The sequence below is a fragment of the Agrobacterium vacciniicorymbosi genome (assembly GCF_040427045.1).
Taxonomy (GTDB): Bacteria; Pseudomonadota; Alphaproteobacteria; order Rhizobiales; family Rhizobiaceae; genus Agrobacterium.
Map to the genome: position 1 here is coordinate 241,967 of NZ_JBETMF010000003.1, position 25,906 is coordinate 267,872.

Annotated in this window: 21 protein-coding genes and 1 pseudogene; 17 read left to right on the forward strand and 5 right to left on the reverse strand. The window is 56.9% G+C overall.

What is annotated here, in order from left to right; translation table 11 throughout:
- Positions 1 to 966, reverse strand: a complete 966-nt coding sequence (locus ABUK73_RS07040) for a glycosyltransferase family A protein (RefSeq protein WP_353576656.1) — start codon at positions 964 to 966, stop codon at positions 1 to 3.
- 117 nt (positions 967 to 1,083) lie between these two features.
- Between ABUK73_RS07040 and ABUK73_RS07045 the strand changes: the two genes are divergently transcribed.
- The 10 genes and pseudogenes from ABUK73_RS07045 (at position 1,084) to ABUK73_RS07090 (ending at position 13,515) form a co-directional block, all read left to right on the forward strand.
- Positions 1,084 to 2,556: a lipopolysaccharide biosynthesis protein gene (locus ABUK73_RS07045; protein WP_353576657.1), complete on the forward strand. Its 1,473-nt coding sequence runs from the start codon at positions 1,084 to 1,086 to the stop codon at positions 2,554 to 2,556.
- Positions 2,557 to 2,926: 370 nt separating this feature from the next.
- Positions 2,927 to 4,073: pseudogene (locus tag ABUK73_RS07050) on the forward strand (acyltransferase family protein).
- 4 nt (positions 4,074 to 4,077) lie between these two features.
- Positions 4,078 to 4,869, forward strand: coding sequence for an endo-1,3-1,4-beta-glycanase ExoK (gene exoK, locus ABUK73_RS07055; RefSeq protein ID WP_353576659.1), 792 nt, complete (start codon positions 4,078 to 4,080; stop codon positions 4,867 to 4,869).
- 53 nt (positions 4,870 to 4,922) lie between these two features.
- On the forward strand, positions 4,923 to 6,104 hold the full coding sequence (locus ABUK73_RS07060; protein WP_353576660.1) for a glycosyltransferase: 1,182 nt from the start codon (positions 4,923 to 4,925) through the stop codon (positions 6,102 to 6,104).
- A 14-nt stretch (positions 6,105 to 6,118) separates the two neighbouring features.
- Complete coding sequence (locus ABUK73_RS07065) at positions 6,119 to 7,135, forward strand: glycosyltransferase family 2 protein (RefSeq protein ID WP_353576661.1); 1,017 nt, start codon at positions 6,119 to 6,121, stop codon at positions 7,133 to 7,135.
- On the forward strand, positions 7,132 to 8,076 hold the full coding sequence (locus ABUK73_RS07070; RefSeq protein ID WP_353576662.1) for a glycosyltransferase: 945 nt from the start codon (positions 7,132 to 7,134) through the stop codon (positions 8,074 to 8,076). The genes ABUK73_RS07065 and ABUK73_RS07070 overlap by 4 nt, the downstream gene beginning before the upstream one ends.
- Positions 8,076 to 9,068: a glycosyltransferase family 2 protein gene (locus ABUK73_RS07075; RefSeq protein ID WP_353576754.1), complete on the forward strand. Its 993-nt coding sequence runs from the start codon at positions 8,076 to 8,078 to the stop codon at positions 9,066 to 9,068. Before ABUK73_RS07070 ends, ABUK73_RS07075 begins: the two co-directional genes overlap by 1 nt.
- A gap of 45 nt (positions 9,069 to 9,113) precedes the next feature.
- Positions 9,114 to 10,019 (forward strand): UTP--glucose-1-phosphate uridylyltransferase, encoded by a 906-nt coding sequence (locus ABUK73_RS07080; RefSeq protein ID WP_113088998.1) that lies wholly within the window; start codon positions 9,114 to 9,116, stop codon positions 10,017 to 10,019.
- A gap of 75 nt (positions 10,020 to 10,094) precedes the next feature.
- The gene (locus tag ABUK73_RS07085) at positions 10,095 to 12,443 is read left to right on the forward strand and encodes a polysaccharide biosynthesis tyrosine autokinase (protein WP_353576663.1); all 2,349 of its coding nucleotides are present in this window, start codon (positions 10,095 to 10,097) and stop codon (positions 12,441 to 12,443) included.
- A 127-nt stretch (positions 12,444 to 12,570) separates the two neighbouring features.
- Positions 12,571 to 13,515, forward strand: a complete 945-nt coding sequence (locus ABUK73_RS07090; RefSeq protein ID WP_353576664.1) for a 2-hydroxyacid dehydrogenase — start codon at positions 12,571 to 12,573, stop codon at positions 13,513 to 13,515.
- 12 nt (positions 13,516 to 13,527) lie between these two features.
- Here ABUK73_RS07090 and ABUK73_RS07095 read toward each other — a convergent pair whose 3' ends face one another.
- A complete protein-coding gene (locus tag ABUK73_RS07095) occupies positions 13,528 to 16,464 on the reverse strand; it encodes a hybrid sensor histidine kinase/response regulator (RefSeq protein ID WP_353576665.1) in 2,937 nt (978 codons plus the stop codon).
- A 138-nt stretch (positions 16,465 to 16,602) separates the two neighbouring features.
- Positions 16,603 to 17,817, reverse strand: coding sequence for a TIGR03862 family flavoprotein (locus ABUK73_RS07100; RefSeq protein ID WP_353576666.1), 1,215 nt, complete (start codon positions 17,815 to 17,817; stop codon positions 16,603 to 16,605).
- An 82-nt stretch (positions 17,818 to 17,899) separates the two neighbouring features.
- Here ABUK73_RS07100 and ABUK73_RS07105 point away from each other — a divergent pair, with 82 nt between their 5' ends.
- The 3 genes from ABUK73_RS07105 to ABUK73_RS07115 are packed head-to-tail and all read left to right on the forward strand — an operon-like array spanning position 17,900 to position 19,833.
- A complete protein-coding gene (locus ABUK73_RS07105) occupies positions 17,900 to 18,490 on the forward strand; it encodes an IMPACT family protein (protein ID WP_353576667.1) in 591 nt (196 codons plus the stop codon).
- 43 nt (positions 18,491 to 18,533) lie between these two features.
- Complete coding sequence (locus ABUK73_RS07110; protein WP_353576668.1) at positions 18,534 to 19,202, forward strand: RluA family pseudouridine synthase; 669 nt, start codon at positions 18,534 to 18,536, stop codon at positions 19,200 to 19,202.
- A gap of 7 nt (positions 19,203 to 19,209) precedes the next feature.
- Complete coding sequence (locus tag ABUK73_RS07115) at positions 19,210 to 19,833, forward strand: class I SAM-dependent methyltransferase (RefSeq protein WP_353576669.1); 624 nt, start codon at positions 19,210 to 19,212, stop codon at positions 19,831 to 19,833.
- A gap of 7 nt (positions 19,834 to 19,840) precedes the next feature.
- Here the strand turns inward: ABUK73_RS07115 and ABUK73_RS07120 are convergent, their stop codons facing one another.
- Complete coding sequence (locus ABUK73_RS07120) at positions 19,841 to 20,026, reverse strand: hypothetical protein (RefSeq protein ID WP_113088990.1); 186 nt, start codon at positions 20,024 to 20,026, stop codon at positions 19,841 to 19,843.
- Positions 20,027 to 20,217: 191 nt separating this feature from the next.
- On the opposite strand from ABUK73_RS07120, the gene ABUK73_RS07125 reads away from it, so the two are divergent.
- A complete protein-coding gene (locus ABUK73_RS07125; protein WP_353576670.1) occupies positions 20,218 to 21,447 on the forward strand; it encodes a PQQ-dependent sugar dehydrogenase in 1,230 nt (409 codons plus the stop codon).
- A 111-nt stretch (positions 21,448 to 21,558) separates the two neighbouring features.
- Complete coding sequence (locus ABUK73_RS07130; RefSeq protein WP_353576671.1) at positions 21,559 to 22,575, forward strand: DNA topoisomerase IB; 1,017 nt, start codon at positions 21,559 to 21,561, stop codon at positions 22,573 to 22,575.
- Between the two features lies 1 nt (position 22,576).
- Here ABUK73_RS07130 and ABUK73_RS07135 read toward each other — a convergent pair whose 3' ends face one another.
- On the reverse strand, positions 22,577 to 23,179 hold the full coding sequence (locus ABUK73_RS07135; RefSeq protein ID WP_353576672.1) for a hypothetical protein: 603 nt from the start codon (positions 23,177 to 23,179) through the stop codon (positions 22,577 to 22,579).
- A 324-nt stretch (positions 23,180 to 23,503) separates the two neighbouring features.
- Here ABUK73_RS07135 and ABUK73_RS07140 point away from each other — a divergent pair, with 324 nt between their 5' ends.
- Together ABUK73_RS07140 and ABUK73_RS07145 are read left to right on the forward strand one after the other, a co-directional pair.
- On the forward strand, positions 23,504 to 25,165 hold the full coding sequence (locus tag ABUK73_RS07140) for a phosphoethanolamine transferase (protein ID WP_353576673.1): 1,662 nt from the start codon (positions 23,504 to 23,506) through the stop codon (positions 25,163 to 25,165).
- Between the two features lie 83 nt (positions 25,166 to 25,248).
- Positions 25,249 to 25,902, forward strand: a complete 654-nt coding sequence (locus tag ABUK73_RS07145) for a response regulator (protein WP_113088986.1) — start codon at positions 25,249 to 25,251, stop codon at positions 25,900 to 25,902.
- Positions 25,903 to 25,906: the final 4 nt, after the last annotated feature.

Sequence of the window (25,906 nt, forward strand, 5' to 3'; positions counted from 1 at the left end):
TCATTTCGGCCGGGCGAGTTTGCCGGTTCCCAATTCAAGTGCTGCACGCAAAATAGCAGGATCACGCATCATCCATTTGAACAGCAGACCCAGTTCCGGGGCTTTGCGCTGCTTCAATTTGCCGGCCTGGCTCCACAGCGCCTGCTTGCGCGCCGTGTTTTTATAAGAAGCAATGGATGCCACATCTGCCGGACGAGTGGAAAAACGACCCTGCAATGTGTCGAGCGCCACCCAGGTATTGAACTGCTGACGCAGAAATTCCGGCGAGCTATTGTCGATGCTGTGGAAAATATTGACGCCCATGCCACGCATGGCACCGGCATCATCGCACAGAAGCGTGCGTTTCGAAGCCAGAATGCAATCGCAGAAGAATAGAACGTCTTCTGCCGCAAGCCTCAAGGCCGGGTCGAAACGGACCTTTTCGAACAGGGGCCTGCCGATGACCATGCAGGAAAGATGCAGGAAGCTCCAGTTGCGCAGCATGACGCTGGCAAGATCCGGCAGTTCGATGACCTTGGGAGATTCAGACAGACGCGTGGCGCCTTCATTGTTCTCCAGTTCGGAAATGGCGAAGTGGTAGTAGAACTCGTCGCTGGCCTGCATCGATGCCCAGTAGCATTCCCCACCGAAGGTTTCGAGGCTATAGGCGGCATTCTTCAGATGGTCCGGCGTCCAGATGTCATCCGAATCAAGTAAGGCAACATAGGATGTTTCGGCAGGCACATGATCCAGCCCGGTGTTGCGCGCACCACCCGGTCCACCATTTGCCTGCTTGACGATTTTGATGCGATTTCGTTGCTCTTCGCTCAGCTCGTCTATTTCTTTTTCAATCGGATAGGGCGACTCGTCGTCTACGATGACGAGATCGAAATCCTGAAGCGTCTGGGAAAAAACTGATGCCAATGCACGACCAAGTACGCCATGCTGTTTTTGATAATAAGGAATAACGACTGTAAATTTCGCCATTGTTTCGCCCCTTGTGTTGATCAAGAAGTGTCGGGCCCGATTAAAGAGCGGCCCCGATGAGTGGCAAACCTCCCGCCAGCCCACCACTTGCTGGCCTCCAAATTATAGGATGCACGTATGCCCCCAGCTCCGAGCGTCAAGACGATTACCGCGAATGTCGGCTGGAGCGTATTATCAAAAACAGGCACATTCGGGCTTAAGTTTGTCACGGTGCCAATTCTGGCGCGATTGCTGACGCCCGAAGAATTCGGTGTTGTGGCCGTTGGGCTCACCGTCGTGCAGTTTTTGACGATGATTGCAGGTGCAGGCCTCACTTCCGCACTGATTGTGGAAAAAGAAGAGGATATGGACACGATCCATACCGTCTTCTGGGCCAATCTGGCGATTTCCTGCACCATGGCCGCGATACTGTATTTCGGGGCAGAGTTTTTTGGGGGACTGCTGGGCGCTGTCGAAAGCGCCTATCTCCTGCGAATCATGGCCTTCCTCATTCCGCTGCAATTGGCAGGCGATGTCGCCTATTCGCTGCTGGCAAGGCGGATGAATTTCAGCAAGGACGCGATCTGGAGTATGACCTCGGAAAGCGCCGCCGCCATACTCGCCGTCGGTCTGGCCTTTGCAGGCTACGGCGTCTGGGCTTTGATCATCCAGCTTTTTGCTGCGGCGCTGATTCGGTTGGTTGGGCTTTATGCCGTCTCACGCTATAAGCCCAGCTTCGTCATGAAGCCAAAGCGGCTGATTCCACTTCTGGGTTTCAGTTCCGGTCTCATGGGATCGGAAATCGCGAATTTCGTGACCTTCCAGTCGCCCATGGTCATCATCGCCCGTTATCTCGGCCTTGCCGATGCGGGTGCCTATTCGGCATCGAACCGGTTTGCCAGCATTCCCAATCAGGTGGTGCTGTCAGCCGTCATGGGCGTCCTCTTCCCCGCCTTCAGCCGCATGATGGACGACAAGCAGCGCCGCCGCGATGCGCTGATGTTCAGCACGCAGGTGCTGACCGTGCTGCTGGCGCCCATGATGTTCGGGCTCTGGGCCATTGCCGAGCCAGCGATGTTGGTGATTTTCGGACCCAACTGGGCCTATGCGTGGCCAGTGCTGGGATTGCTGGCGCTTTCCAAAGCCATCCTCACCCCATGCAGCACCTTCATTCCCTATCTGAAAGGCGCGGGCTACGGTCGCGTGCTCTTCTGGTCGGCAACGATTCGCGCACTCGTCACCACCGGTGCGGTGTGGCTCGCCGCAATTTACGGCACACTGATCGATGCCATGGTGTGGCTCTGCATCGTCAACGGAGTGACGCTGGTGTTTTATTCCTGGGCGGTGTTCAAGGCCAGCGAAACGCCTTTGTTGAAAGGGCTCTACGTCAGCAGCCGCCCGATGATCGCATCCTTCATCATGGCGATTGCCGTTCGATACATATTGCACGTCTTCGCAGATAGTCTGCCGCACGCCTATATGCAGGTTCTCGTTGGGGCCATTGCTGGCGGTGCGATTTATGCGGTGCTGATTCTACTGACGGAGCGAGCGCTTTTGCGCAAAATTCTGGGCCTCGTTCGGGATCGGAAAGCAAAGCAGGCGATGGCGTAAGAAACGCCATCGCAGCTGCGGCCACTTTTTTGCCGCAATTCGGCAGCTTTGCGACCCCTCACCTCACGAATTCGTTACGGGTGCCGTGATTTGTTTTTGCAGTGCAGCAAAAGAAAAATGGCTTCGTGCCTTTATGCCGAGCACATGCAAACATACGCATGTATTTAATATCCATTTTAATCAATATCTTACATAAATTCACCTTAGGATAGCCAAAGCGCTCCAGAGATTTACCCCTCACATTTAGAGAGCCGTTTTTCCCGCGTTGCCACATTTTACCCTCAACTCGACCCGAGACTCTGGCCCGGGCTTACGTTCGTCCTGTTTGTAACGCGGTGGAGGGAGACACCGCCCAATAAGGGGAACTGATGTGACTTTTGATCAGAACCTATCTTCCCGCATCAATTTGATGCGTATCGTTTTGATATCCGGCATTGTTTTCGTACATGTGCCGCACAATCCTGAAACCAGCCCATTTCTCGGGGTCTATGGTTTCTTTGACTGGATACGCGTGTTTCTGGGCGATGCCCTGTTTCGCATAGGCGTGCCTTGCCTCAGCGCGATTTCCGGCTATCTGCTGTTTCGTCGCGGCATGCAGGCGTTCGACTATTCCGCCACGGTCAAATCCAAAGCTAGAACGGTGCTGTTGCCTTTCCTGCTGTGGAACGGCGCGCTATTTGCAGCGGTCCTTCTGATCCAGCTCTTCGATGTCGGCATTGGTTACTTCCCCGATCTTTGGAACGCGACACCGCGCGAAATGATCAGCCATGGCGCTGCTGTGGAAGAACTGCCCGTGAATGTGCCGCTCTACTTCCTGCGCGACCTATTCGTTTGCATTCTTCTGTCGCCGGTGCTGGCCTTCTTCGTTAAGCGCTTTGCTCTGCCGACCCTTGCCATGCTTCTCATCGTCACGGCATGGCCTGATCTGACACTCTTCATCGTACAGAAGAAATCCATTCTGTTCAGCTTCACGCTCGGCATCGCGCTTGCATTGCACAAAGTGAATTTGAAGGCTCTCGATCCCCACGCCGCTAAAATCACCGTGGCAGTTCTTGTTTCTGCGGCGCTGCTGGCAACTGGCCTCTACTTCACAGGGCCAGAATTCACCTTCGAACTGAACCTGCTACGAAATCTGCTGGCCGTGTTTGGCGCGATGGGCCTTTGGGCCTCGTCCTCCCTTCTCATTCGCAGCCGTGCCGGTAGGCGTCTGGCAGATACCGGCAGCTTGAGCTTCTGGATTTTCTGCGCCCATTACCCGCTTCTGGTTTTGATGTGGATGGTCTGGAACAAAGGCGGCCCGGACTTCTATCCCGCCTTCTACGTCGGGGCGGTGCTGCTGTCCTTCCTCATCCTGATCGTCAGCAACGCTCAGGTGCGCTCGAAACTGCCGGCCTTGTATGCCGTGCTGACGGGCAGCCGCAGTGGAAAACCGAAGACGCTTCCTCAAAATCCAACATCTGCAAAGGCTGTTCCCCTACAGCCTGCGCCAGATACCCTGTCCGCAACGGCAAAGGTGAACCAATGACCGCATTTCTCACCCGCGTTCAGTCGCGCATGATTGCATCCGCACTTCTTGCTTTAAGCCTGGGCGCACCCGCTGCCATGGCGCAGGAAAGCAACGGAAAATCCTTCGTCGAAAATTTCGACGCCATGGACCGATCCTTCTGGTATGTTTCCGATGGCTGGAACAATGGCCCGCATCAGAATTGCACCTGGTCCAAGAAGCTGGTGAAATTCGAAGGCGGCCAGCTTGAGCTTGGCTTTCAGGAAGGCAAAGCCGGAGATCGCAATTACTCCTGCGGTGAAATCCAGACCAAGGGCCGTTATCGTTATGGCACATACGAAGCCCGCATAAAGGCGGCGACAGGCTCTGGCCTGAACTCGGCTTTCTTCACCTATATCGGCCCGACCGATAAAAAGCCGCATGATGAAATCGACATGGAAGTTCTGGGCAAGGACACGTCCCAGGTTCAGCTCAACCAGTATATTTCCGCCAAGGGCGGCAATGAAAAGCTGGTAGATGTCGCTGGCGGTGCCGATAGGGCATTCAACGACTACGCCTTTGTCTGGGAGCCGCAGCGCCTTCGTTATTTCGTCAATGGCAAGATGGTGCATGAGGTTACGGACCCATCCAAGATTCCACAGAACCCGCAGAAGATTTTCTTCAGCCTTTGGGGCACCGACACACTGAAAAGCTGGATGGGCAAGTTTGCCTATAGCGGCCCGACGGTGATGAATGTGGACCGCATGGCTTTCACCGCGCTTGGCGATGCCTGCCAGTTTCCTGAATCCGTCGCCTGCCTGTCAAACTGACGAGACACGCCCAGCTTAGTTTTCGTTGATCCCTTTTCGCTTCAGGACCGCTTATGACGCATGTTCTTTATCTCGCTCATGACCTTGCCGACCCGGCCATTCGCCGGCGGGTCATGACGTTGCAGGCGGGTGGAGCGACAGTCAGTCTTGCAGGTTTCACCCGTGGCGAAAACAAGCTGGCCAGTGTCGATGGCGTTATGCCCATCGTGCTGGGTGAAACTGCCGATGGCCGCTTTGCCCAGCGCATCATGTCCGTCGTGAAATCGAGCTTTTCCCTGCCCGGTACTTTGCGTCAGGTCCAGAAACCGAACGTCATCATCGCCCGTAACCTCGAAATGCTGGCGCTGGCGCGTCGTGCTTCGGGCATTTATGGACGCGATGTTCCCGTCGTTTACGAATGCCTCGATATACACCGCCTGCTTTTGAATGAGGGCGCGGCGGGCAAGCTCGTCAACGCTGCCCAGCGTTATTTCGCAAGAGATGCAAAGCTGTTGATCACTAGCTCACCTGCCTTCGTCAGTCACTATTTTGCGCCACGCTCCGGCCTGCAACTGCCCGTGCTTTTGCAGGAAAACAAGGTCTTGATGCTGGACGAAACGATGGCCGCAACGCCAGCGCCGCGCCTGCCGAAAGCGGGCGAGCCCTGGAAAATCGGCTGGTTCGGGGCGCTGCGCTGCCGCAAATCGCTTGAGATTCTGGCTGAATTCGCCAAGCGGATGGATGGCAAGGTTGAAGTCATCCTGCGCGGGCGTCCGGCCTATTCCGAATTCGACGATTTCGACGGCTTCGTGGCGAATGCCCCTCATCTGAGCTTTCAGGGTGCATACAAGAACCCGGAAGACCTCGCCTCGATCTACAACGAAGTGCAGTTCACATGGGCTATCGACTTCTTCGAGGAAGGTCAGAACTCCAGCTGGCTGTTGCCGAACCGGCTGTATGAGGGTTGCCTTTACGGCACTCTGCCCATCGCCGTTGCGGGAACAGAGACCGCCCGTTTTCTGGAAACAAGAAACATCGGCCACGTCCTGCAATCTGCCGACGCCAGCACGCTGGAAACGTTTTTCAGAGGCCTGAGCGATCAGGCCTATCTCGATGCCTTCGCAAAGCTCGCTGCGATCGACCGCAAGCAATGGATTACTGACAGCACGGATTGCATCCAGCTTGCTCACAAACTTGCCTCCCTGGCAGCGCCGCACAATGGCCGCGCCGTGGAAGCCGCACTCTCAACAGCTTGACGGGGCTAAAAGCCATGAAATCACAGAGTATTCCCAACGTGAAAACATTGATCGTCATTCCCTGCCTCAACGAAGCACGGACGATTGATGACCTGCTGTTGAAATTTTCCAGCACCCTGAACAACACCGAAGACCGCATCATCGTCGCCGATGGCGGCAGCACGGATGGCACGCGCGATATCGTCGCCAATTTTTCCATGCAGGACCCGCGCGTCGTTCTGCTTGCCAATCCCAAGCGCATCCAGAGCGCGGGAATCAACCTTGCAATCGAAATGTTCGGTGCCGGCTATGATTATCTCATCCGCATCGATGCCCATGGCGATTACCCCGATGATTACTGCCAGCGTCTTCTGGAAGATGCGGTTCAAACTGGCGCGGACTCCGTTGTGGTGGCTATGGATACGGTTGGTCATGGCACCTTCCAGAAAGCCACGGCGATTGCCCAGAATTCCAAACTCGGCAATGGCGGCTCGAAACATCGTGAAGGTGCCAAGGGTCATTGGATCGATCACGGCCATCACGCGTTGATGCGCATATCCGCCTTCATGATGGTTGGCGGTTACGACGAGAGCTTCAGCCACAATGAAGATGCCGAACTGGATTACCGGCTGCGCAAAGCGGGTTTCCGCATATGGATGACCGATAAGACCCGCATGACCTATTACCCGCGTTCCAACGTGCGCCCGCTGTTCAAGCAATATCTTGCCTATGGTCGTGGACGCGCGAAAAATCTTCTCAAGCACCGGTCCCTACCGAAAATCCGGCAGATGATTCCGCTCTCCGTCATGCCCGTCGCGCTCTTTGCATTGCTGGGCGTGTTCCATTGGGCAGCGGTCATCCCGCTCTGCCTTTGGATTGCCGCATGCCTTGGCTACGGCTTGTGGATGGCCATCGCCGAAAAAAAATCACATGGCCCGCTGGCTGCCTTTGCCGCGATGGTCATGCATTTTGCGTGGTCCACCGGCTTCTGGCTGGAGCTTGTCAGCTCGCTCGGCACACCGGCTCCTATGGCGAGAAAGGCAACCACATGACCAGCACCTCGCTCACTCCCGTATCGGAAACAATCAAGGTCGATATCGGCATCTGCACCTATCGCCGCCCGGCGGTCGTTGCGACGTTGAAATCCCTGTTCGAGATGGATATTCCGCACGGCATCAGCGTTCGCCTAATCGTGGCGGATAATGATGCAGAGCCGAGCGCGCAGGCATCCATCGACAAGCTGCGTGAAACCTCGCCCGTCCAGATTACCTACGTCCATTGCCCGAAATCGAATATTTCCATCGCGCGCAACGCCTGCCTTTCCGAATGCGAGGCCGACTATCTCGCCTTCATCGATGACGATGAAACAGCGCCGCGCGAGTGGCTTTCGGAGTTGCTGAAAACCGCACAGGAAACGGGCGCTGAAGCCGTTTTGGGCCCTGTGACTGCGATCTATAAATCCAATGCGCCGGACTGGATGCGCAAGGGTGACTTTCACTCCACGTTCCCTGTCTGGGTCAATGGCGACATCATCACCGGCTACACCTGCAACACGCTGCTGCGCATGAAAGCGCCGTCGGTCGAAGGCCGACGCTTTGCCCTGTCTCTGGGTCAGAGCGGTGGTGAGGACACGCATTTCTTTTCGCATATGCACGCCGCCGGTGGCCGCATCGCCTATGCTGAAAAGGCCGTCCTCTCGGAGCCTGTGCCGGAAACACGCGCGAGCTTCATTTGGCTTGCCAAGCGCCGCTTCCGTTCAGGCCAGACACATGGCCGATTGCTGGCGGAAAGAAAGCCCGGCGCACGCCGCATCGCACAGGTCGCGATAGCAGGCTCGAAGGTCCTCTTCTGCGCCGGTTTCGCATTGCTGACATGCTTTGATCCGGTGCGCCGGAACCGCCAGTTGCTGCGGACTGCGCTGCATATGGGCTCTGTCAGCGGCGCATTTGGCGTGCGTGAAATACGCCAGTACGGCACCGTGGAGGCCACATGATGGACACCATGAACCAGCCGGATGTGACATTCGTCATCGCAGCCTATAATTCTGCCGATACCATCATCCCGGCCATCGAAAGCGCCCTGTTGCAAGAGGCGGTTACGCTGGAAGTGGTCGTCGTGGATGACAAATCCTCAGATACCACCCGTGATGTCGTGGCCAGCATCGCAGAGCGCGACCCGCGCGTTCGCCTGATTGCGCTGGAGAACAATCTCGGGCCCGGTGGCGCCCGCAATGCCGGTATCGACGCGGCCCTCGGCCGCTGGATTGCCGTCCTCGATTCCGACGATGTAATCCACCCCAACCGCACGGCCCGGATGATTGCGCGTGCCGAGACGGCGAATGCCGATATCGCGGTCGATAATCTCGACGTCGTCTACACGGATGGTCGCCCCAAGGAAACGATGTTCGAAAATGCGTTTCTGGAGCAGCGAGGCGTCCTGACGCTGGAAGATTTCATCGCCTCGAACATTCTGTTCCGCTCCACCTTCAACTTCGGCTACATGAAGCCGATGTTCCGGCGTGATTTTCTAAATGCGCAGAAGCTGCGCTTTCACCCGACACTGCGGATTGGGGAAGACTATCTTCTTCTGGCATCGTCGCTCGCGGTTGGCGGCATCTGCGCCATCGAGCCTTCACCCGGCTATGTCTACAATATTCGCGAAGGCTCGATCTCGCGTGTGCTTGAACTTCACCACGTCGATGCGATGATTGCGGCAGATGGGGAGTTTCTGGCCAGCCACACGCTGTCGCCAGCCGCCATGACCGCCCAGACCCAGCGAACCCGCAGCCTCATCGAAGCGCGCCATTTCCTGATGCTGGTATCCGGCATCAAGCGCCGCTCGATTTCCGACGTCTTGAAAATCGCCGCGCGCGATCCGATCGCGTTGCGGCATCTGCGTATGCCGATCGAGGTGCGACTGAGAAAGCTGCGCGACTCCCTATTCCCCTCTTCCGTTACCACGGGGATGAAACGGCAAGCCTTATAATTTTTGCCTGAAATTCGATACTCGAAATCAATCAAGGAGAATGCCATGGACCTTAGTAGGACTGTCAGAAAAGCTGTTATTCCCGTTGCAGGAAACGGAACGCGCTTCCTGCCTGCAACCAAGGCGATGCCGAAGGAAATGCTGACGATTGTCGACCGGCCCGTTGTGCAATATGCCGTCGATGAAGCCATGCAGGCCGGTATCGAACATATCATCTTCGTGACCAGTCGCAACAAAACCGCCATCGAAGACTATTTCGATAGCGCGCCCGAACTCGTCAACACGCTGACGCGCTCCGGCAAGACGATGCAGGTTCTCCAGCTTGAAAAGATGCTGCCGGTCGCAGGCACCGTCAGCTATACGCGCCAGCAGGTTCCGCTTGGTCTTGGCCATGCGGTGTGGTGCGCGCGCGAACTTGTGGGCAAGGAGCCTTTCGCGCTGCTTTTGCCGGACATGGTGTCTTACGGTGCCCGCGGCTGCATTGCCGGTCTGATGGAGCTTTACGATGAAGTGGGCGGAAACATTCTCGGTGTCGAGGAATGCTCGCCCGAGGAAACCTCCTCCTACGGCATTGTCGGCGTTGGCAATACGGTCAGCCACGGCTTCCAGGTCACAGAAATGGTGGAGAAGCCGGAACCTTCCAAGGCTCCGTCCAATTATTACCTGAATGGCCGCTATATTCTGCAGCCGGAAATCTTCGATATCCTCGCCAAGCAGGAGCGCGGCGCGGGCAATGAAATTCAGTTGACGGATGGAATGAAGCGTCTTGCCGATACACAGCCGTTCCACGGCCAGAAATTCAGCGGACGCACATTCGACTGCGGCAGCAAACAGGGCTTTATCGCAGCCAATGTCGCATTTTCACTGATGCGATCCGACATGGAAGCCCAGGTTCTGGCCTCCATCAAGGAGCTGGTTCTGAACCACGAAAGCCGCGTCAAGGCGGCCTGAGACATAACGTTGAGGGAGGCGGGAAGGCAGAAGAACTGCCTTCCCGCTCGCCATTTTTAAACACAAGGTGGGTCCATGCACCACAAGACCTTTAGATCGAACATAAATTTCCCGGATCAGTCCAAGGATTCCGACACGTTCATCGACCTCGACCGCCTTTGGGCCGCCGTGGTGCGCCGTGCGAATATCATCGCGACCTGCGTCATTGCAACGATGGCGCTCGCGGGGCTCTATCTCGTTCTTGCCACGCCCGTTTATACGGCCATGACGCAAGTGCTTCTCGATGACAGCCTGTCTCGCTACGCGGAAGAGGAAGCTCCCATTCCCGCCGCACAGGTCATCGACAACCGCATTGCAAGCGCCGTCGAAATCCTGAAATCCAAGGAAATGGCGCTGACTGTCGTGGACAAGGCGGCGCTCGATAAAAACGAGACCATCGTCAACCCACCCATGTCGCCGATGGATCTGGTCAAATCCTCCGTCAAAGGCGTGGTCGATCTCCTGACGCCAAACTCCCCACCAGCCTCCGAAGACGCATTGCGCAACGGTCGTCGTGAAAAGGCAGCCGCTATCATCCAGCAGGCGCTGACGGTTGAGCGCGTGGGACGAAGCTCCGTCATCGCCATCTCCATCCGCTCCACGGATCGGCAGTTGGCAACACAGATCGCCAAGACCTATGCCAATTCCTATCTGACCGAGCAGCTGAACGCCAACTTCGATGCCACGGAACGTGCTTCCGTGTGGCTGCAGGAGCGTCTGACCGACCTGAACCAGCGTTCGCAGGCAGCATCTCTCGCCGTCGAAAAATACAAGGCCGCCAACAACATCGTCTCTTCGCGCGGAGAGTTGATGTCTGAGAGCCAGCTGTCGGATCTGAACGGTCAACTCATCGCAGCGCAGGCAGATGCCGCAACGGCTTCGGCGCGTTACACCCAGTATAAGTCGATTGTCGATCAGGGCCCGGATAACGCGGTCAACAACGCAATCGTTTCGGCCCGCGATACGGATAACACCGTCATTCAGGATCTTCGCAAGCGTTACATCGCGATTTCTGACCGCGAACGGGGCGTCGTCCAGCAGTTCGGCAAGGACCACCCCCAAGCTATTGCTCTTGAGAGCGAAAAGGGCGACCTCGCTCGCCAGATTTATCAGGAGCTTCAGCAGCTAACCGGTAGCTTCAAGAACGACTTCGACGTGACGCAGTCACGCGTCCAGTCTCTGCGCGAGAACATTGACCGCGTTGCCGGGCGCAACTCCGAAGCCAACATGACTCTTGTTAAGCTTCGTGAGCTGGAGCAGCAGGCAGCGGCGCTGAAGACGCTCTATGAATCCTATCTCGGACGCTTCGAAGAAGCATCCCAGAAGCAGTCCTTCCCGATTGCCAAGGCCCGCATCATTTCCGATGCCGGTCTGCCGACATCTCCATCCAGCCCGAAGAAGACCATGACGATGGCGCTTTCCATCATCCTCGGCCTGATGCTGGGTGGCGGTGTGGCCGCTGTTCTGGAGTTCCGTGACCGTTACTTCCACACCGGCAACGATGTGCGTGATAATCTGCGCATGCGCTTCCTCGGCTATCTGCCTTTCATTGGCGAAAAGGGAGTGGAGACGGCCAAATCCGAAACGGGTGCCGCGACGCCGGAACTGCCGGATACGGACATCGAGGATAACGGGCAGGTATCGTTCCAGAAAATGCTGCGCCTTGCGGTGGATAGTCCACGCTCCAGCTTTACCGAGACGCTGCGCAACGTGAAACTAACCGCCGATGTCGTCATTCAGGAACGGGAATGCCGCGTTATCGGCGTCATCTCCTGCCTACCCAATGAAGGCAAGTCGGTTGTTGCGCTCAATCTCGCTGGCCTTATCGCCACCACCGGCAAGCGTACGCTTGTCGTGGATGCCGATATCCGCAATCCCGGTCTCAGCCGCATGCTGACGACACGCCAGTCCGCAGGTCTGGTGGAAGTGGTGCTGGATGAGGTGCCGTGGACCAAGGCTGTAAAGGTGGATAGCCGCACGAAGATGGGCATTCTGCCGGTTTCCACCAGCAACCAGTTCGCGCACTCCAGCGAATTGCTCGCCTCATCAGGCATGCGCAAATTCATGGAATCAGCGCGCGAAGCCTGCGACTACATCATCGTCGACCTTGCACCTGTCGTGCCTGTCATCGATGCCAAGGCGTTTGCATCGCAGGTAGATGGTTTCGTCTTCGTCACCGAATGGGGCAAGACGCCGATCCAGATGGTGCAGAACCTGATGAGCCACGAGCCGCAGATTGCCAACAAGACGCTTGGCATCGTGCTGAACAAGACCGACATGACGGAGTTGCAGCGTTATGCAGGTCCGGGCGGCTCTGAACATTATCACGAGCAGTTCTCCGCCTATTACGGCGATGCTAAGAAGCCGGTAACCGAACCGGCATAAGCCAAACCCAAATGCCCGCTTCATGCGGGCATTTTTTTGCCCGGCCTCTGGGAATTAAATGCTGGATTTGGCGAAGAGTTTTCCGCATTGATGTCACCCATATCGATATCAGCGCAGGACATTTTCCATGGTCTCCCCCATCGCTTTCGTTTCCCGCACAACAGATGCCAATGAGGCCGAGTGGATTGAAATCCTGTCATCCGCCTTGCCCGGCGAGACGATTGTGTCAATCAAGACGATGACGGAAGAGCAGAAGGCGCAGGCCGAAATTGCCATCGTCGCCAATCCCGATCCCGCCGATATTGCCAAGCTCACGGGATTGAAGTGGATACACAGCCTGTGGGCGGGCGTGGAGCGTCTGGTTGCAGAGCTTGGCACCACTGCCCCGCCCATCGTGCGCCTGACCGATCCCGAACTGTCGCGCGTGATGGCGGAAGCCGTTCTGGCCTGGACCTATTATCTCCATCGCGACATGCCCGCCTACCGAGAAAACCAGCAAAAGGCCGTATGGGCAGAACTCGAATACCGCCACCCAAAAGACGTCACGGTTGGTCTGTTGGGACTGGGTACGCTGGGCACTGTTGCGGCGGAGCGGCTGCTCCATGCCGGTTTCAATACCATTGGCTGGAGCCGCTCGCTCAAAACATTGGAGGGCGTCAAAACGTTGTCGGGCGAGGACGGACTGACCACATTGCTGGAAAAAAGCGATATCCTCGTCTGCCTCGTTCCGCTGACCGCCAATACGAAGGGGTTGCTGAACAAGCAGCGCCTTAGCCAGATGAAGTCGGGCGCGTCCATCATCAACTTCGCACGCGGTGCTGTCATCGTGTCAGATGATCTGATCGCGGCGCTGAATGAAGGGCAGATCGCACATGCCGTTCTGGATGTTTTCGAGCAGGAGCCGCTCGCGGAACAGTCACCCTTCTGGCACCACCCGAAAGTAACCGTTCTTCCGCATATCTCGGCCCCCACAAACCGGGAGACATCCGCGCAAATCGTGGCAGGGAATATCAAGGCCTGGCGGCAGACAGGAAGTCTGCCAGTAACCGTGGATATGGCCCGCGGTTACTGACTTTGATCCGAATTACTCGCTCAGGGCCTGCGCGATGGCGAAGCGCACATCGGCTTCGTTATAAGGTTTGCAAAGCAGAACGGAGCCTGCCGGGGCATTGCTCGGCAGGAAATTGTCTCCTGTTGCGAAGACGATCCCGACAGAGGGTTTGCGTTCCTTGATGATGACCGAAAGATCGGCGCCATTCATATCCGGCAAACCGACATCCGTTACCAGCACGTCGATTTCTTCCCTGTCGATGAGGTCGATGGCCTGTGTGGCATTCGCTGCCTCCACCACCATATGACCGCCTTCAATGAGAATATCGGTCGTGTTCATGCGGATCAGCTCGTCATCTTCCACAAGCAGCACCCGCATTGAAGCCTTGCTCCTAAGCTTTGCGATCAAGTCCTGATCCGCGGATCGCTCCTTGCTCGATTCCGCACGCTGTTTCTGGTTGGCGATGACATGGCGCAAACGTCTGGCCAACGCCTCGCGCGTATAGGGCTTGGACAGAAGCTCGACACCTGCATCCAGCTTGCCACCATGCACGATGGAATTTTCCGTGTAGCCCGACGTGAAAAGAATAGCGAGATGAGGCAGCCGCTCCTTCGCGCGCCGCGCCATTTCACTGCTTTTCAGTGGCCCGGGCATGACGACATCGGTAAAGATGACGTCGATGGGAACGCCGCTTTCGGCAACGGTCAGACCCGCCTGCGCATCCCGCGCTGTCAGAACACGGTAGCCGAGATCCGTCAGTGTTTCCACGACAGTGCTTCTGACCTCGTCGTCATCCTCGACAACAAGAACCGTTTCCGTACCGCCGACAATCGGGCCGTTCTGCACGACGATTTCCCGGTCCTCGTCGGAAAGCGAACGCGGAAGATAAATCTTTACCGTCGTGCCCTGCCCGACTTCGCTATAAATCTTGACGTGACCGCCGGACTGCTTGACGAAACCATAGACCATGGAAAGGCCAAGGCCCGTGCCCTTGCCTTCCGGCTTGGTCGAGAAAAACGGCTCGAAGACCTTGTCCACGATTTCAGGCGACATGCCGGAGCCTGTGTCTGTCACAGCCAGCATCACATATTGACCAGCCTCGACTTCGGCATGGGTGCGGGCGTAATCCTGATCCAGCGCGGCATTGCCGACCTCGATGGTCAGCTTTCCAGAGCCTTCCATCGCGTCACGGGCGTTGATGGCAAGGTTCAACAACGCGTTTTCCACCTGCGTCGGGTCGGCATAGGTGTTCCATAACCCGCCCGCCGTGATGACCTCGACTTCGACAGCCTCGCCGATGGAACGGCGCAGTAGATCGTCCATCCCGGCCACGAAGCGGCCGACATTGATAACGCGCGGCTCCAGCGCCTGACGACGACCGAAAGCCAGCAACTGGCTTGCGAGCTTCGCGCCACGGCTGACGCCCGCCAAGGCATTGCCCACCCGCCGCTCGGCGCGCTCATTGCCAGCAACGTCTTTGGCTAGAAGCTGAAGATTGCCTGCAACGACCTGCAACAGATTGTTGAAGTCATGGGCAACGCCACCGGTCAACTGGCCGATGGATTCCATTTTCTGCGCCTGTTGCAGCGCGCGTTCCGCCTGACGACGCTCGGCGATTTCCGAGGCGACGCGAACTTCGAGGCCTTCATTCAACTGCCGAAGCTGGTCTTCCGCCCGCCTGCGGTGGCGAATTTCACGCTCCAGATTGGCGGAATGCTCTTTCAGCGCCGCTTCCGCATCGCGCTGTTCGGTAATGTCGGTGTGAACGCCAACCCATTCGGTAATGGTGCCGCTCTCGTCCAGAATGGGAACGCTGCGGATGGCGAATGTGCGGTATACGCCGTCGTGGCGGCGCACGCGATGCTCCCAGACATAGGTGGATTTGGTGGCAACGGCGCGGTTCCAGCTATCGATGGAGCCTTCGCGGTCTGCGGGATGAACGGCTTCCGCCCAGCCATAGCCCTGATATTCATCGATGCTCTGCCCGGTCAGCCCGGCCCAGCCAGCCTGTTCGCCCAACATCTTTCCATCCGGGCTGTTGGTCCACAACACGCCGTGAACGGCATCGACCGCCGCTCGGAAGCGATTGTTGGAGACCATCAATTCCAGCTCGGCACGCTTGCGCGTTTCGATGTCGATGATCAGAACATAGCAGCCATCGACATCACCCTTGGCAGTGCGGCGGGGAACGTGGCGGATTTCTGCGGTGCGGGTCGTCCCATCCGGGCGCAAGATCGCCGTGTCGTGGATAACGGTCTCTCCGGCCATCGCGCGTTCGATGAACGGCAGTCGGGCCTGATAGAATGTCTCACCGACAACATCGACGGCTTTTCGTCCCAAGACGTCCTCGGGACGGTAGTTGAACCAGTCGAGATAGCCTTGATTGGCAAAGCGATAAACATGATCGTGGTCGATGAAGCCCACGAGAATCGGCAACGCATCCGTCAGACGGCCCAGCTCTTCCCGGCTTTCGGCCAGATCGATAACAGCTTTGACCTTGTCCGTATTTTCCAGCACCGTGCACAGCACGCCATCGACAGTGCCGCCGTCATTATGGATCGGCGTGTAGAACAGATCGAACACGACCTCTTCCGGCTGTCCATTGCGGTTCAACACCATTTTCTGATCGCGGAAAGACTGGACCGCTCCACGAAAGCCCGCTTCGAGGATTTTCTGGTTCCAATCCCAAATTTCTGGCCAGATCGCCGGCACGGTATCGCCCAGCGCCTTGGGATGATAATTCCCGGCGATTTCGATGTAGCCGTCATTGTAGATCATGACGTGGTCTTTGCCCCACATCAGAACCTGCGGAATGGGCGAGTTGACGACGGAATTGACCTTATGGCGAAGATTGGCAGGCCACGATGAAATCGGGCCGAGCGAGGTTTTCGACCAATCGAAATTCCGGACGAGCGTACCAGCTTCGCCACCACCGATCGGCCATTGGCCAAATGCAAAACTATCAGTCATCAAACATCACCAACAAGAGCAACGGCTCTTATCCACCCATAGCCGCAGTCAGATATCCTGACGGGCCTCACCAATTCATTCGAAGAAACTTATCAAGCTTTTTTTTGGCGCAGACGCAATAGCGCTTGCACGATATAGTTAGCCCTCGTGTTTCAGCCAAGAGATAACGCCTTCGGCAGCTGCTTTTCCTGTCGCAAAACAAGCGGTTAAAAGATAACCGCCAGTCGGCGCTTCCCAGTCCAGCATTTCACCAGCCGCAAAGATTCCCGGCAGCGGTTTGAGCATGTAATTTACATTAATCTCGCGCCAGTCGATTCCACCCGCGCTGGAAATCGCCTCCGCAATGGGCCGTGGCGAGGTGAGCGCAATCGGCAGCGCTTTTATCAGTGATGCGACCTCTGTGGAGGAGAGCGTCGCAATATCAGGCCTGAACTCTCGCAAAAGAGCGATCTTAACCGGCGAAAGCCCCGCCGCCTTTCGCAATCTGTTGGAAAAGCTGTCTTTCCTTGGGTGGCGTTCCAGATCTTTTGTGAGACGGCTTTCTGTCCGACCGGGCGCCAGATCAACGATCAGCGAGGGCCTATCCGCAATCGTAAAGGCATCACGCAAAGATGCGGCGTGGGCATAAACCAGACTGCCCTCAACACCGTGCTGCGTAATCACGAACTCGCCCTCGAAACGTCCCGCTTCGGAACTCACCGCGACGGACTTGACCGGCGTGCCAGCAAATCGCTCGCGAAAGTAATCGCTCCAATCCACGTCAAAGCCGCAATTGGCGGGCTGAAAATTATTGATGGCAACGCCTTTATCGCAAAGCCAGGGAACCCAGGCAGCATTGGAACCCAGCTTTGGCCAACTGGCCCCACCAAGCGCGATGAGTACGGCGTCACTTTCGACCGTTATCTTTCCGGCTGGGGTCTCGAAGACAAGCCTATCATCTTCAAAACCCACCCAACGATGGCGGGTCTTGATCTCCACCCCCTGGCTTTCCAGCTTCGATAACCACGCGCGCAAAAGCGGTGATGCCTTCATGGCAACGGGAAACACTCTGCCGGAGGTTCCAACAAAGGTTTCCTGCCCGAGCGAAAGCGCCCAATCTCGCAGCATTTTGGGGGCAAACGCCTCGAGTGCAGCTTGAAGTCTGTCCTGCGCCGCGCCGAACCGGCCGACGAAGTCGCCATAGTCTTCGGAATGGGTGATGTTCAGTCCCGATTTGCCCGCCATCAGAAACTTGCGGGCAACGGTCGGCATGGCTTCAAATACCGTCACGGCAATTCCCGCCGCAGACAACACCTCTGCCGCCATCAGCCCTGCCGGTCCGCCACCAATAATCGTCACCTGCCTGCCGTGCATCGCCCGAATTTTTCCAACATGGTTACTCTTTACCCGCCTTATAACGATTTGCCCGTCGCGGTACATGCGCTATTGACGAGACATGTTCACACTCAATCGCCCTGAAACATTTTCGCAAGAGATCAAGAAAAGCCGCTTCATCGCACTGGCCAGCCCCATTGCGGATGAGGACGCGGCGAAACGTTTCATCGAAGAGCATTCCGACCCCACCGCCACCCATAATTGCTGGGCATGGCGGATCGGGCAGGTCTATCGCTTCAACGACGATGGCGAACCGTCCGGCACGGCGGGCAAACCCATTCTGCAAGCCATAGACGGGCAATCCCTCGATGCGGTCGCGGTGCTGGTCATCCGCTGGTTCGGCGGCATTCTTCTGGGCAGCGGCGGGCTGATGCGCGCCTATGGCGGCACGGCAGCGACCTGTCTGAGAAGCGGTAAGAAGACGCCCGTCATTCCCACCCTTGCGACGGAAATCGAATGCGGATTTTCCGATTTGGCGCTGGTGAAATCGCGTCTGCTCGCCGTGCCAAATCTGACGATAACATCCGAAAACTTCACCGCTGATGGTGCACGGCTAAACCTGTCCGTCCCACTTTCATCGACGGATGAGGTGGCCAAGATGGTGATGGACCTGACCAGCGGACGCGTGACGGTTCCCCTGCCGGATCGCTAAGCAATGCACCTCGCCTTCCCTCAATTTCATGCTATGAGGCAGCATGACATCTGAGCTTGCCAACCCGGTCTATAATCCCCCGATGGAGCCCTACGTTTCGATCATCTATCGCGACGAGGATTTCATCGTGCTCGACAAGCCAAGTGGGCTGCTGTCTGTCCCCGGTCGTGATCCGGCCTTGGGAGATAGTCTGGCGAGCCGGGTGCAGAAACAGTTTCCCAAAGCATTGATGATCAACAGACTGGATAAGGATACATCCGGCATCGTACTGATGTCCCTTAACCGCAAGGCCCACGCAGCCATCGCATCACAGTTCGAAAACCGCACGACGCAGAAGTCTTACATCGCCGTCGTCTGGGGTACCGTTGCTGACGATGACGGCCATATCGACCTGCCGCTTGCCATCGATCCGGACAATAAGCCACGCCATCGTGTCGATCACGAGGGTGGGAAATCCGCGCAGACCGACTGGCATGTTCTGGAACGCCTGCAGCTTCCCGCCACACGGCTACGGCTTCACCCATTGACGGGCAGAACCCATCAACTGCGGGTGCACATGAAAGCCCTTGGCCACCCGATCCTCGGAGACGAATTCTACGCGGATGGCGAAGCCCTTGCCGCCTCCGAGCGCCTGTTGCTGCATGCCGAAGAACTACGCTTTCGCCACCCGGATGGTCGCGATATGACATTCACCGTTCCCTGCCCATTTTGAGATGACGATGACGGACGAAGATCGCGACGGAAGCTTTATCGTGGATTTTGTGGGCGGTGCCGTCGGCCACAGATTGCGCTCCGGCGAAGGACGCGGTCAGGCGCTGGCAAAAGCTGCCGGGCTGAAAAACGGCAAGACGCCAAGGATCGTCGATGCGACGGCTGGTCTTGGGCGGGACTCGTTTCTGCTGGCATCGCTGGGCTCTGAGGTCACGCTGATCGAGCGATCACCCGAGATGCACGCGATGCTGTCGGATGCCATTGCGCGCGCCAAAGCCGAAGGCGGTGTCTATCAGGAAATCGCTTCGAGGATGACATTGCTTCACGGTGATTCGCGTGAACTCATCCCGACGCTTTCACCTGAAGTGGTTTTGATCGACCCCATGCATCCGCCACGCGGCAACACGGCCCTGGTCAAAAAGGAAATGCGGGTTTTGCGGGAGTTGGTGGGGTCAGACCCCGACCAGACGGAGCTTATGAAAGTCGCGCTGGCGCACGCAACGAAGCGCGTAGTGCTGAAGTGGCCGTTGCGTGCCGAGCCCATGCCCGGCATCCGCAAACCTTCTCATCAGCTTCTGGGTAAAAGTACCCGCTATGATGTCTTCATGATCTTGAGCGAAACGACTGCCTGAACGGCAATTAGCGGAAAGTGGCTTTCCGTTGTGCGTTCATCAACAATTCGTGGCGCGACGCGAAATCTCCAAACAGCGTGCGCAAACGTGTTTCCTCAGCCTCATCCAGTCTGTAGCGACGGCAAAATTCTACGACGCTCAGGATAGGCTTGATTTCTGTCGCTTCGATTTCCCTATTGTCTATGATTTGCATGGCACCCTCCTGCGATTTACGACACAGCAAAACTCACTAAGAAGCCGAAGGTTCCTCACTATTTTTCGACCATGAAATATAAGAGGGCGGTGGAATACACGCCCGTATCAAGTTTTTTTGAAATCGCTGGATGAAACGAAAGCTGCCCTTACATGTTTGCCGTCCGCAACCAATCCACGGAAGGGAGACCTATGCCACGCACTCATCACCTGCTGACGACGACCGTTCTTTCGATGTGCCTTCTTGCACCACTCGCCCCGCTTGCCCACGCGCAATCCACCGGCCCCGCCGAAACGAAACAGGCCAATGCGCCTGATCAGAAGCCGGCATTCGAGGGCCAGACACGCGCCGCACAGCCGGAAAAGATGCCATCGCTTCAAAAGACCGTCGTTGCAGATGATCTGCCGCATCTCTGGTCTATGGAAATTCTCCCCGATGGCCGCATGCTGGTTGCCGCAAAAGAAGGTGCCATGCACATCGTAGCAGATGGCAAACCCGGTCCTGCGCTGGAAGGCGTGCCTGAGGTCGCCTCGTCAGGACAGGGCGGTTTGCTCGACGTTGCACTGGCGCCTGACTTCGATACCTCCAAGATGATTTACTTCTCCTTCTCCGAGCCGCGCGATGGCGGCAACGGCACGTCCGTTGCTTCTGCGAATCTGGTAGAAGCCGATGGCAAGGCCGCTCTGGAAGATACCAAGGTCATTTTCCGCCAGATGCCGACCTATGATGGCGACAAGCATTTCGGTTCCCGCCTCGCCTTCGGCCCCAACAACGAACTCTACGTGACAGTGGGCGAGCGCTCCGACGCTGAGCCACGCGTCCAGTCTCAGGATGTTTCGAGCGGTCTTGGAAAAGTCTTCCGCATCGATACTGAAGGCAAGCCCTTTGAAGGAAACCCGTTCATCGGCAAGGACAATGCTCTGCCTGAAATCTGGAGCTATGGTCACCGCAACATCCAATCCGCGACCATCGATGGCGACGGGCGGCTGTGGACGGTCGAGCATGGCCCCAAGGGTGGCGATGAGTTGAACCTGCCAAAGGCCGGTCTCAATTACGGCTGGCCGGTCATTACTTACGGCATTGAATATAGCGGCGGCGAAGTTGGCGAAGGCCTGACGGCGAAAGAGGGCATGGAACAGCCGGTATATTATTGGGACCCGGTCATCGGCCCATCCGGCATGGTCTATTACGATTCGGATGCCATTCCGGAATGGAAAGGCTCGCTCATCATCGGCGGCCTCGTCAGCCAAGGCATCGTGGTGCTGAAGGTCGAAAACGATAAGGTCGTCTCCGAGGGCCGTCTGCCACTCGAAGCCCGCATTCGCGACGTTAAAGTCGGCAGCGACGGATCGATCTTTGCCGTGACTGAAGAGCGCGGCGGCGGAAAATCACAGATTCTCAAGCTTACCCCCGGAGCATGATGCTCCACATTGGGGGCGGCGCGCTTGCCGCCCCCAACTCTCCGACTGTCTCTGGAACAGACAGAGGTCGGGCGCATTATTCCTCACAATGATGAGGAGCAGAAAACTGCAATGAACCAGCTTCCAATTCGCCTTCTGAAAAAAGTCGGTCTGACCTATGTCAGCGATCAGGAGCCTGGGATTTCACGCGAAAGACGCGGTAAGGGCTTTTCCTACCGCCTGCCGGATGGCACCCTCCTTTCCGACAAAATCGAAATCACCCGCCTTAAATCTCTGGGCGTACCGCCAGCCTATGAAAAGGTCTGGATCTGCATCGACCCCACCGGCCACCTTCAGGCCACCGGTTACGATGCGCGGGGTCGCAAACAGTACCGCTACCACCCGGATTGGCACCTGCTGCGTGGCGAAACCAAATTCTACCAGCTCAAAACATTCGGTGAAGCACTGCCAGCGATCCGCAGACGTGCGACATCCGATATCTCCAAGCAGGTGCACAGCGAAGACGTGACACTCGCAGCGCTGGTCCTTCTTCTCGATGCGGCGTACTTGCGAGTGGGCAACAAGGCTTACCTCGAAACCAACGGTACCTATGGCGCGACCACGCTTTTGAAGAAACATGTCTCCTTCGGAGAAACCATCGAACTGCGCTTCGCTGCCAAGGGCGGCCAGCGCGTGAACCGCAAGCTGAAGCACCCACGTCTACAACGCATTCTCGAAAACATTGCGGATTTGCCGGGAAGACAGCTCTTTGTCTGGCAGGACGAAAGCGGTCTGGTGCATCCGGTCGATTCCAGCGCGCTCAACGCCTATATCTCGCAGGTCGCGGGAGAAGGCATATCTGCCAAAACATTCCGCACCTGGGGCGGCACGCTTGCGGCTTTCGGCAACGCATCACGCGCACTTGCCAGCGAGGAACGCCCGACAATCAAGGGCATGTGCATGGCAGCGGCTGAAGAACTGTCCAACACACCGGCGATCTGCCGGAAAAGCTATGTTCATCCGGCTGTGCTGGAACTGGCAACGGATGAGAAATCCGTGAAGCGTTTGAACAGGATTTTGACTGCCGAAATAAAGCCCATAGCTGGGTTACGCGCAGATGAGAGAAGGCTTCTGGAATTCCTGCCCTGACCTATCTCAGCGCAGCATCCACAATGGTTCTTGCCGGATCGACAATCTCGTAGGTGCATTGAAAGGCAGCTTGGGCGACACGATAGGTATCGCTTTCATCGGTCTGCACCTGCACGATGGCGTCGCCCGGTAATGCGACCATCATCTCATCCCACGGCGCTCTGAAGTTGAACGGGCCGATTTCGTCCGTCACGATGAAATAGCTCATATTCGCGCCCTTCGGCTTGAAGGCGCGGTAGCCGGTGGCGTCGGCTTCAGACAGAGGCTCGCCATAACGCTCCTTGAAACTGCGGGCCTTGACAAGAATTTCCTCGTTGCCGGTTTCCTCGCAGCGATTGCGCACCACCCAGTCGCCCTCTTCTGCTGGCTTGGAGCGGGTTTCCACGCCTTGGCCCTTGATGAAGGTTATGACGATTTCCCCCGGTGACGCGGGACGCGCATCGACTTCCCTCGTTTTACGGGCAACGCCCACCATCTCCGCCTTTTTGGCCTCGGCCATAAGCGCGACCTGGTCTTTTCTCGGCAATTCATCAAAAGCGGAAGCCGCAAATGGAAACAGCACAGCGACCAAAAGCAGCGTCTTTGAAAAAACCAACGGAGCCATCTGAATTCCATTCATAGCGGCGGACAGGGCAGATCAAGGATTGATCCGACATGGTGAAGAATCGCGATTGGGCAAGCTCCGCTCTTAATCTTCACATAAGTGTGAACTGTACAGATATGAGCCCAAAGAAAAACCATGCATTTTAAAGGGTGGATTTTAACAATCCTGAGCATGCCCATTATTCCGGCATAGTGCCGCCACGCGTGTTTTTACCCCCACCGTTCAGTTTCATGTCAGCTAGATGACACATCCCGGTTCCGGATCGCCGTCCACGTGCTAATATATCGCCTTGCATGGGATGGCTCAAACAGCAGGAACCACACTATGGCAATATCCTTCCAGGCAAGCAGAAGCGGACGCAGCGATATCAAAAGACCCACAATGGGCAGCATGACGCTGAGTTTCGTCACCGCTCTCTACCTGCTGTTTTTCACGAACCACACATTCTGGGCCAAGGTTCACACCTATCTGTCGGCCTATCCGGTGGCGATCTACGGGCTCTATATCGGCATGAGCGCCGCATTTTCGGCAGTGTTGATTTTCTTTTCCGCGAAATACATCACCAAGCCCATCTTCGCGGTGCTGATCATCATATCAGCGGTATCGTCCTGGTTCATGGACCGCTTCGGCGCGATCATCGACAGCGACATGGTCCGCAACGCATTCGAAACGACGCAAGCCGAAGCGGGCAACCTGATGACGCCGGGCTTTGCCCTTCATCTCGCTCTTTTTGCGGGCATTCCACTTGCGATACTGCTGTTCATCCGCATCGATCACCGGCCGTTCTTCAGCAAGCTTTTGTGGAACACGATTGCCATTCTCGCCTGCCTCTCCGTGGTCGGTGCCATCGCTGCCGCCAACTCCAAGACCTTCACGACGGCTGTGCGCCAGCACAAGGACATTGCCAAAAGCCTCAATCCCTTCACGCCGATCAATTCGACGATCCAGTATTTCGCGCAGGCCGATAAGGAAGCGAAGCTCACCGTTTCACCAACGGGTCAGGATGCCAAAGTCATGCCAGCGCTGGGCGGCGTGACCAAGCCGCGCATCACGGTCATCGTGGCCGGTGAGACAGGGCGTGCGGTCAATTTTTCGCTGAATGGCTATGCTCGCGAGACGAACCCGGAGCTGAAGAAGCGCAACGTCACCTATTTCCCGAACACGGTGAGCTGCGGCACGGCGACGGCGATTTCCATTCCCTGCATGTTCTCCCGCTTCACCCGCTCAGAATATAGCCATAGCAAGGCGCTCTCCAACGAGAATGTCCTCGATGTCCTCGTTCATGCCGGTGTGGATGCCCGCTGGTGGGACAACAATACCGGCAGCAAGAACGTCGCGGATCGTATTCCCTATTTCGATCTGACGGCTGCTCTCGATCCAAAATTCTGCCCAACTGGCGAATGCCGCGACGACATCTTCCTCGACAGGCTGGACAGCTGGCTCGACGGCGTGACGAAAGACAGCGTCATCGTTCTTCACCAACTGGGAAGCCACGGCCCTACCTACCATCTGCGATACACGGACGAATTCCGGAAATTCACACCGGATTGCCAGACGGCGGAGCTGCCCAACTGCAAGGACAACGAAATCGTCAACGCCTATGACAACACCATTCTCTACACCGACCATTTTTTGGCGAGCGTCATCGACAAGCTGAAGGCGCGCTCGAACAGGCTGGCGACGGGCATGATCTATGCGTCCGACCACGGCGAGTCGCTTGGTGAAAACGGCATTTACCTGCATGGTGCGCCCTATATTCTGGCACCGGCAGAACAGACCCACGTTCCCTTCCTCGTGTGGTTCGATGACGATTTCGCCAAATCCATGGCACTTGATGCCGCCTGCCTTTCGAAGGAAGCTGAAGCTGGCGGACGTTCCCACGACAACTTCTTCCACAGCATTCTGGGCATGATGAATATATCCACAACTGCTTATGATCCATCACTCGATGTCTTCAGCGGCTGCAAGCACAGACCCACGACTTGAGCACAGGACGCTTGACGGAACAAATAACGCGGCATACCCACTATCCATGTCCGACCACATCCGGGCCTGAAAGTGAGGTATGCTTGCGTGTTCTGCTGGTAGAAGACGACCATGTGCTGGGCGAAGCGCTTCGTGACCATGTGGCGGCGGCAGGACATGCGGTGGACTGGTTCAAGACCGTCGCGGACTCCATCGCGGCAACCCAGACGGTCGGTTACGGCCTTATCCTGCTCGATCTTCGCCTGCCGGATGGCGAAGGGCTGACCATCCTCAAAGACCTGCGCAAGCGCAACGACCCTACCCCCGTCATCATCCTCACGGCACATGATCAGGTTTCTGACCGTATCGAAGGCCTCAACGCCGGTGCAGACGACTATCTGGTCAAACCCTTCAATCTGGGTGAACTCACCGCGCGCATGCTGGCCGTCTCCCGCCGATATGAGGGGCGTTCGGCACCGGTGGTGAAACTGCCGGGCATCGAGATCAATCAGGTCGCGCGCAACATCACCGTCAATGGCACGGCGCTGACGTTGAGTGCCAGAGAATGGGCAGTTCTGGAAAAGCTGGTGGAGCGACCCGGCGCGGTTGTTTCCAAGGCGCAATTGCATGAAACGCTCTATGAATTCGGCGCGGAAATCGAGAGCAATACAGTCGAGGTTTACGTCAGTCGATTGCGCAAGAAAATCGGTTCTGACAGGGTGGAGACAGTGCGTGGCCTCGGTTACACGATCAGGTAAGCTT

Excerpts from the sequence above, each read along its gene's own strand:
- ABUK73_RS07115 (WP_353576669.1), top strand. The coding sequence starts at position 19,210 with ATGACGGACGAAGATCGCGACGGAAGCTTTATCGTGGATTTTGTGGGC.
- exoK (WP_353576659.1), top strand. The coding sequence starts at position 4,078 with ATGACCGCATTTCTCACCCGCGTTCAGTCGCGCATGATTGCATCCGCA.
- ABUK73_RS07075 (WP_353576754.1), top strand. The coding sequence starts at position 8,076 with ATGGACACCATGAACCAGCCGGATGTGACATTCGTCATCGCAGCCTAT.
- ABUK73_RS07100 (WP_353576666.1), bottom strand. The coding sequence starts at position 17,817 with ATGCACGGCAGGCAGGTGACGATTATTGGTGGCGGACCGGCAGGGCTG.
- ABUK73_RS07105 (WP_353576667.1), top strand. The coding sequence starts at position 17,900 with ATGTTCACACTCAATCGCCCTGAAACATTTTCGCAAGAGATCAAGAAA.
- ABUK73_RS07120 (WP_113088990.1), bottom strand. The coding sequence starts at position 20,026 with ATGCAAATCATAGACAATAGGGAAATCGAAGCGACAGAAATCAAGCCT.
- ABUK73_RS07045 (WP_353576657.1), top strand. The coding sequence starts at position 1,084 with ATGCCCCCAGCTCCGAGCGTCAAGACGATTACCGCGAATGTCGGCTGG.
- ABUK73_RS07110 (WP_353576668.1), top strand. The coding sequence starts at position 18,534 with ATGACATCTGAGCTTGCCAACCCGGTCTATAATCCCCCGATGGAGCCC.
- ABUK73_RS07140 (WP_353576673.1), top strand. The coding sequence starts at position 23,504 with ATGGCAATATCCTTCCAGGCAAGCAGAAGCGGACGCAGCGATATCAAA.
- ABUK73_RS07060 (WP_353576660.1), top strand. The coding sequence starts at position 4,923 with ATGACGCATGTTCTTTATCTCGCTCATGACCTTGCCGACCCGGCCATT.
- ABUK73_RS07125 (WP_353576670.1), top strand. The coding sequence starts at position 20,218 with ATGCCACGCACTCATCACCTGCTGACGACGACCGTTCTTTCGATGTGC.
- ABUK73_RS07130 (WP_353576671.1), top strand. The coding sequence starts at position 21,559 with ATGAACCAGCTTCCAATTCGCCTTCTGAAAAAAGTCGGTCTGACCTAT.
- ABUK73_RS07085 (WP_353576663.1), top strand. The coding sequence starts at position 10,095 with ATGCACCACAAGACCTTTAGATCGAACATAAATTTCCCGGATCAGTCC.
- ABUK73_RS07040 (WP_353576656.1), bottom strand. The coding sequence starts at position 966 with ATGGCGAAATTTACAGTCGTTATTCCTTATTATCAAAAACAGCATGGC.
- ABUK73_RS07090 (WP_353576664.1), top strand. The coding sequence starts at position 12,571 with ATGGTCTCCCCCATCGCTTTCGTTTCCCGCACAACAGATGCCAATGAG.
- ABUK73_RS07070 (WP_353576662.1), top strand. The coding sequence starts at position 7,132 with ATGACCAGCACCTCGCTCACTCCCGTATCGGAAACAATCAAGGTCGAT.
- ABUK73_RS07065 (WP_353576661.1), top strand. The coding sequence starts at position 6,119 with ATGAAATCACAGAGTATTCCCAACGTGAAAACATTGATCGTCATTCCC.
- ABUK73_RS07080 (WP_113088998.1), top strand. The coding sequence starts at position 9,114 with ATGGACCTTAGTAGGACTGTCAGAAAAGCTGTTATTCCCGTTGCAGGA.
- ABUK73_RS07135 (WP_353576672.1), bottom strand. The coding sequence starts at position 23,179 with ATGGCTCCGTTGGTTTTTTCAAAGACGCTGCTTTTGGTCGCTGTGCTG.
- ABUK73_RS07095 (WP_353576665.1), bottom strand. The coding sequence starts at position 16,464 with ATGACTGATAGTTTTGCATTTGGCCAATGGCCGATCGGTGGTGGCGAA.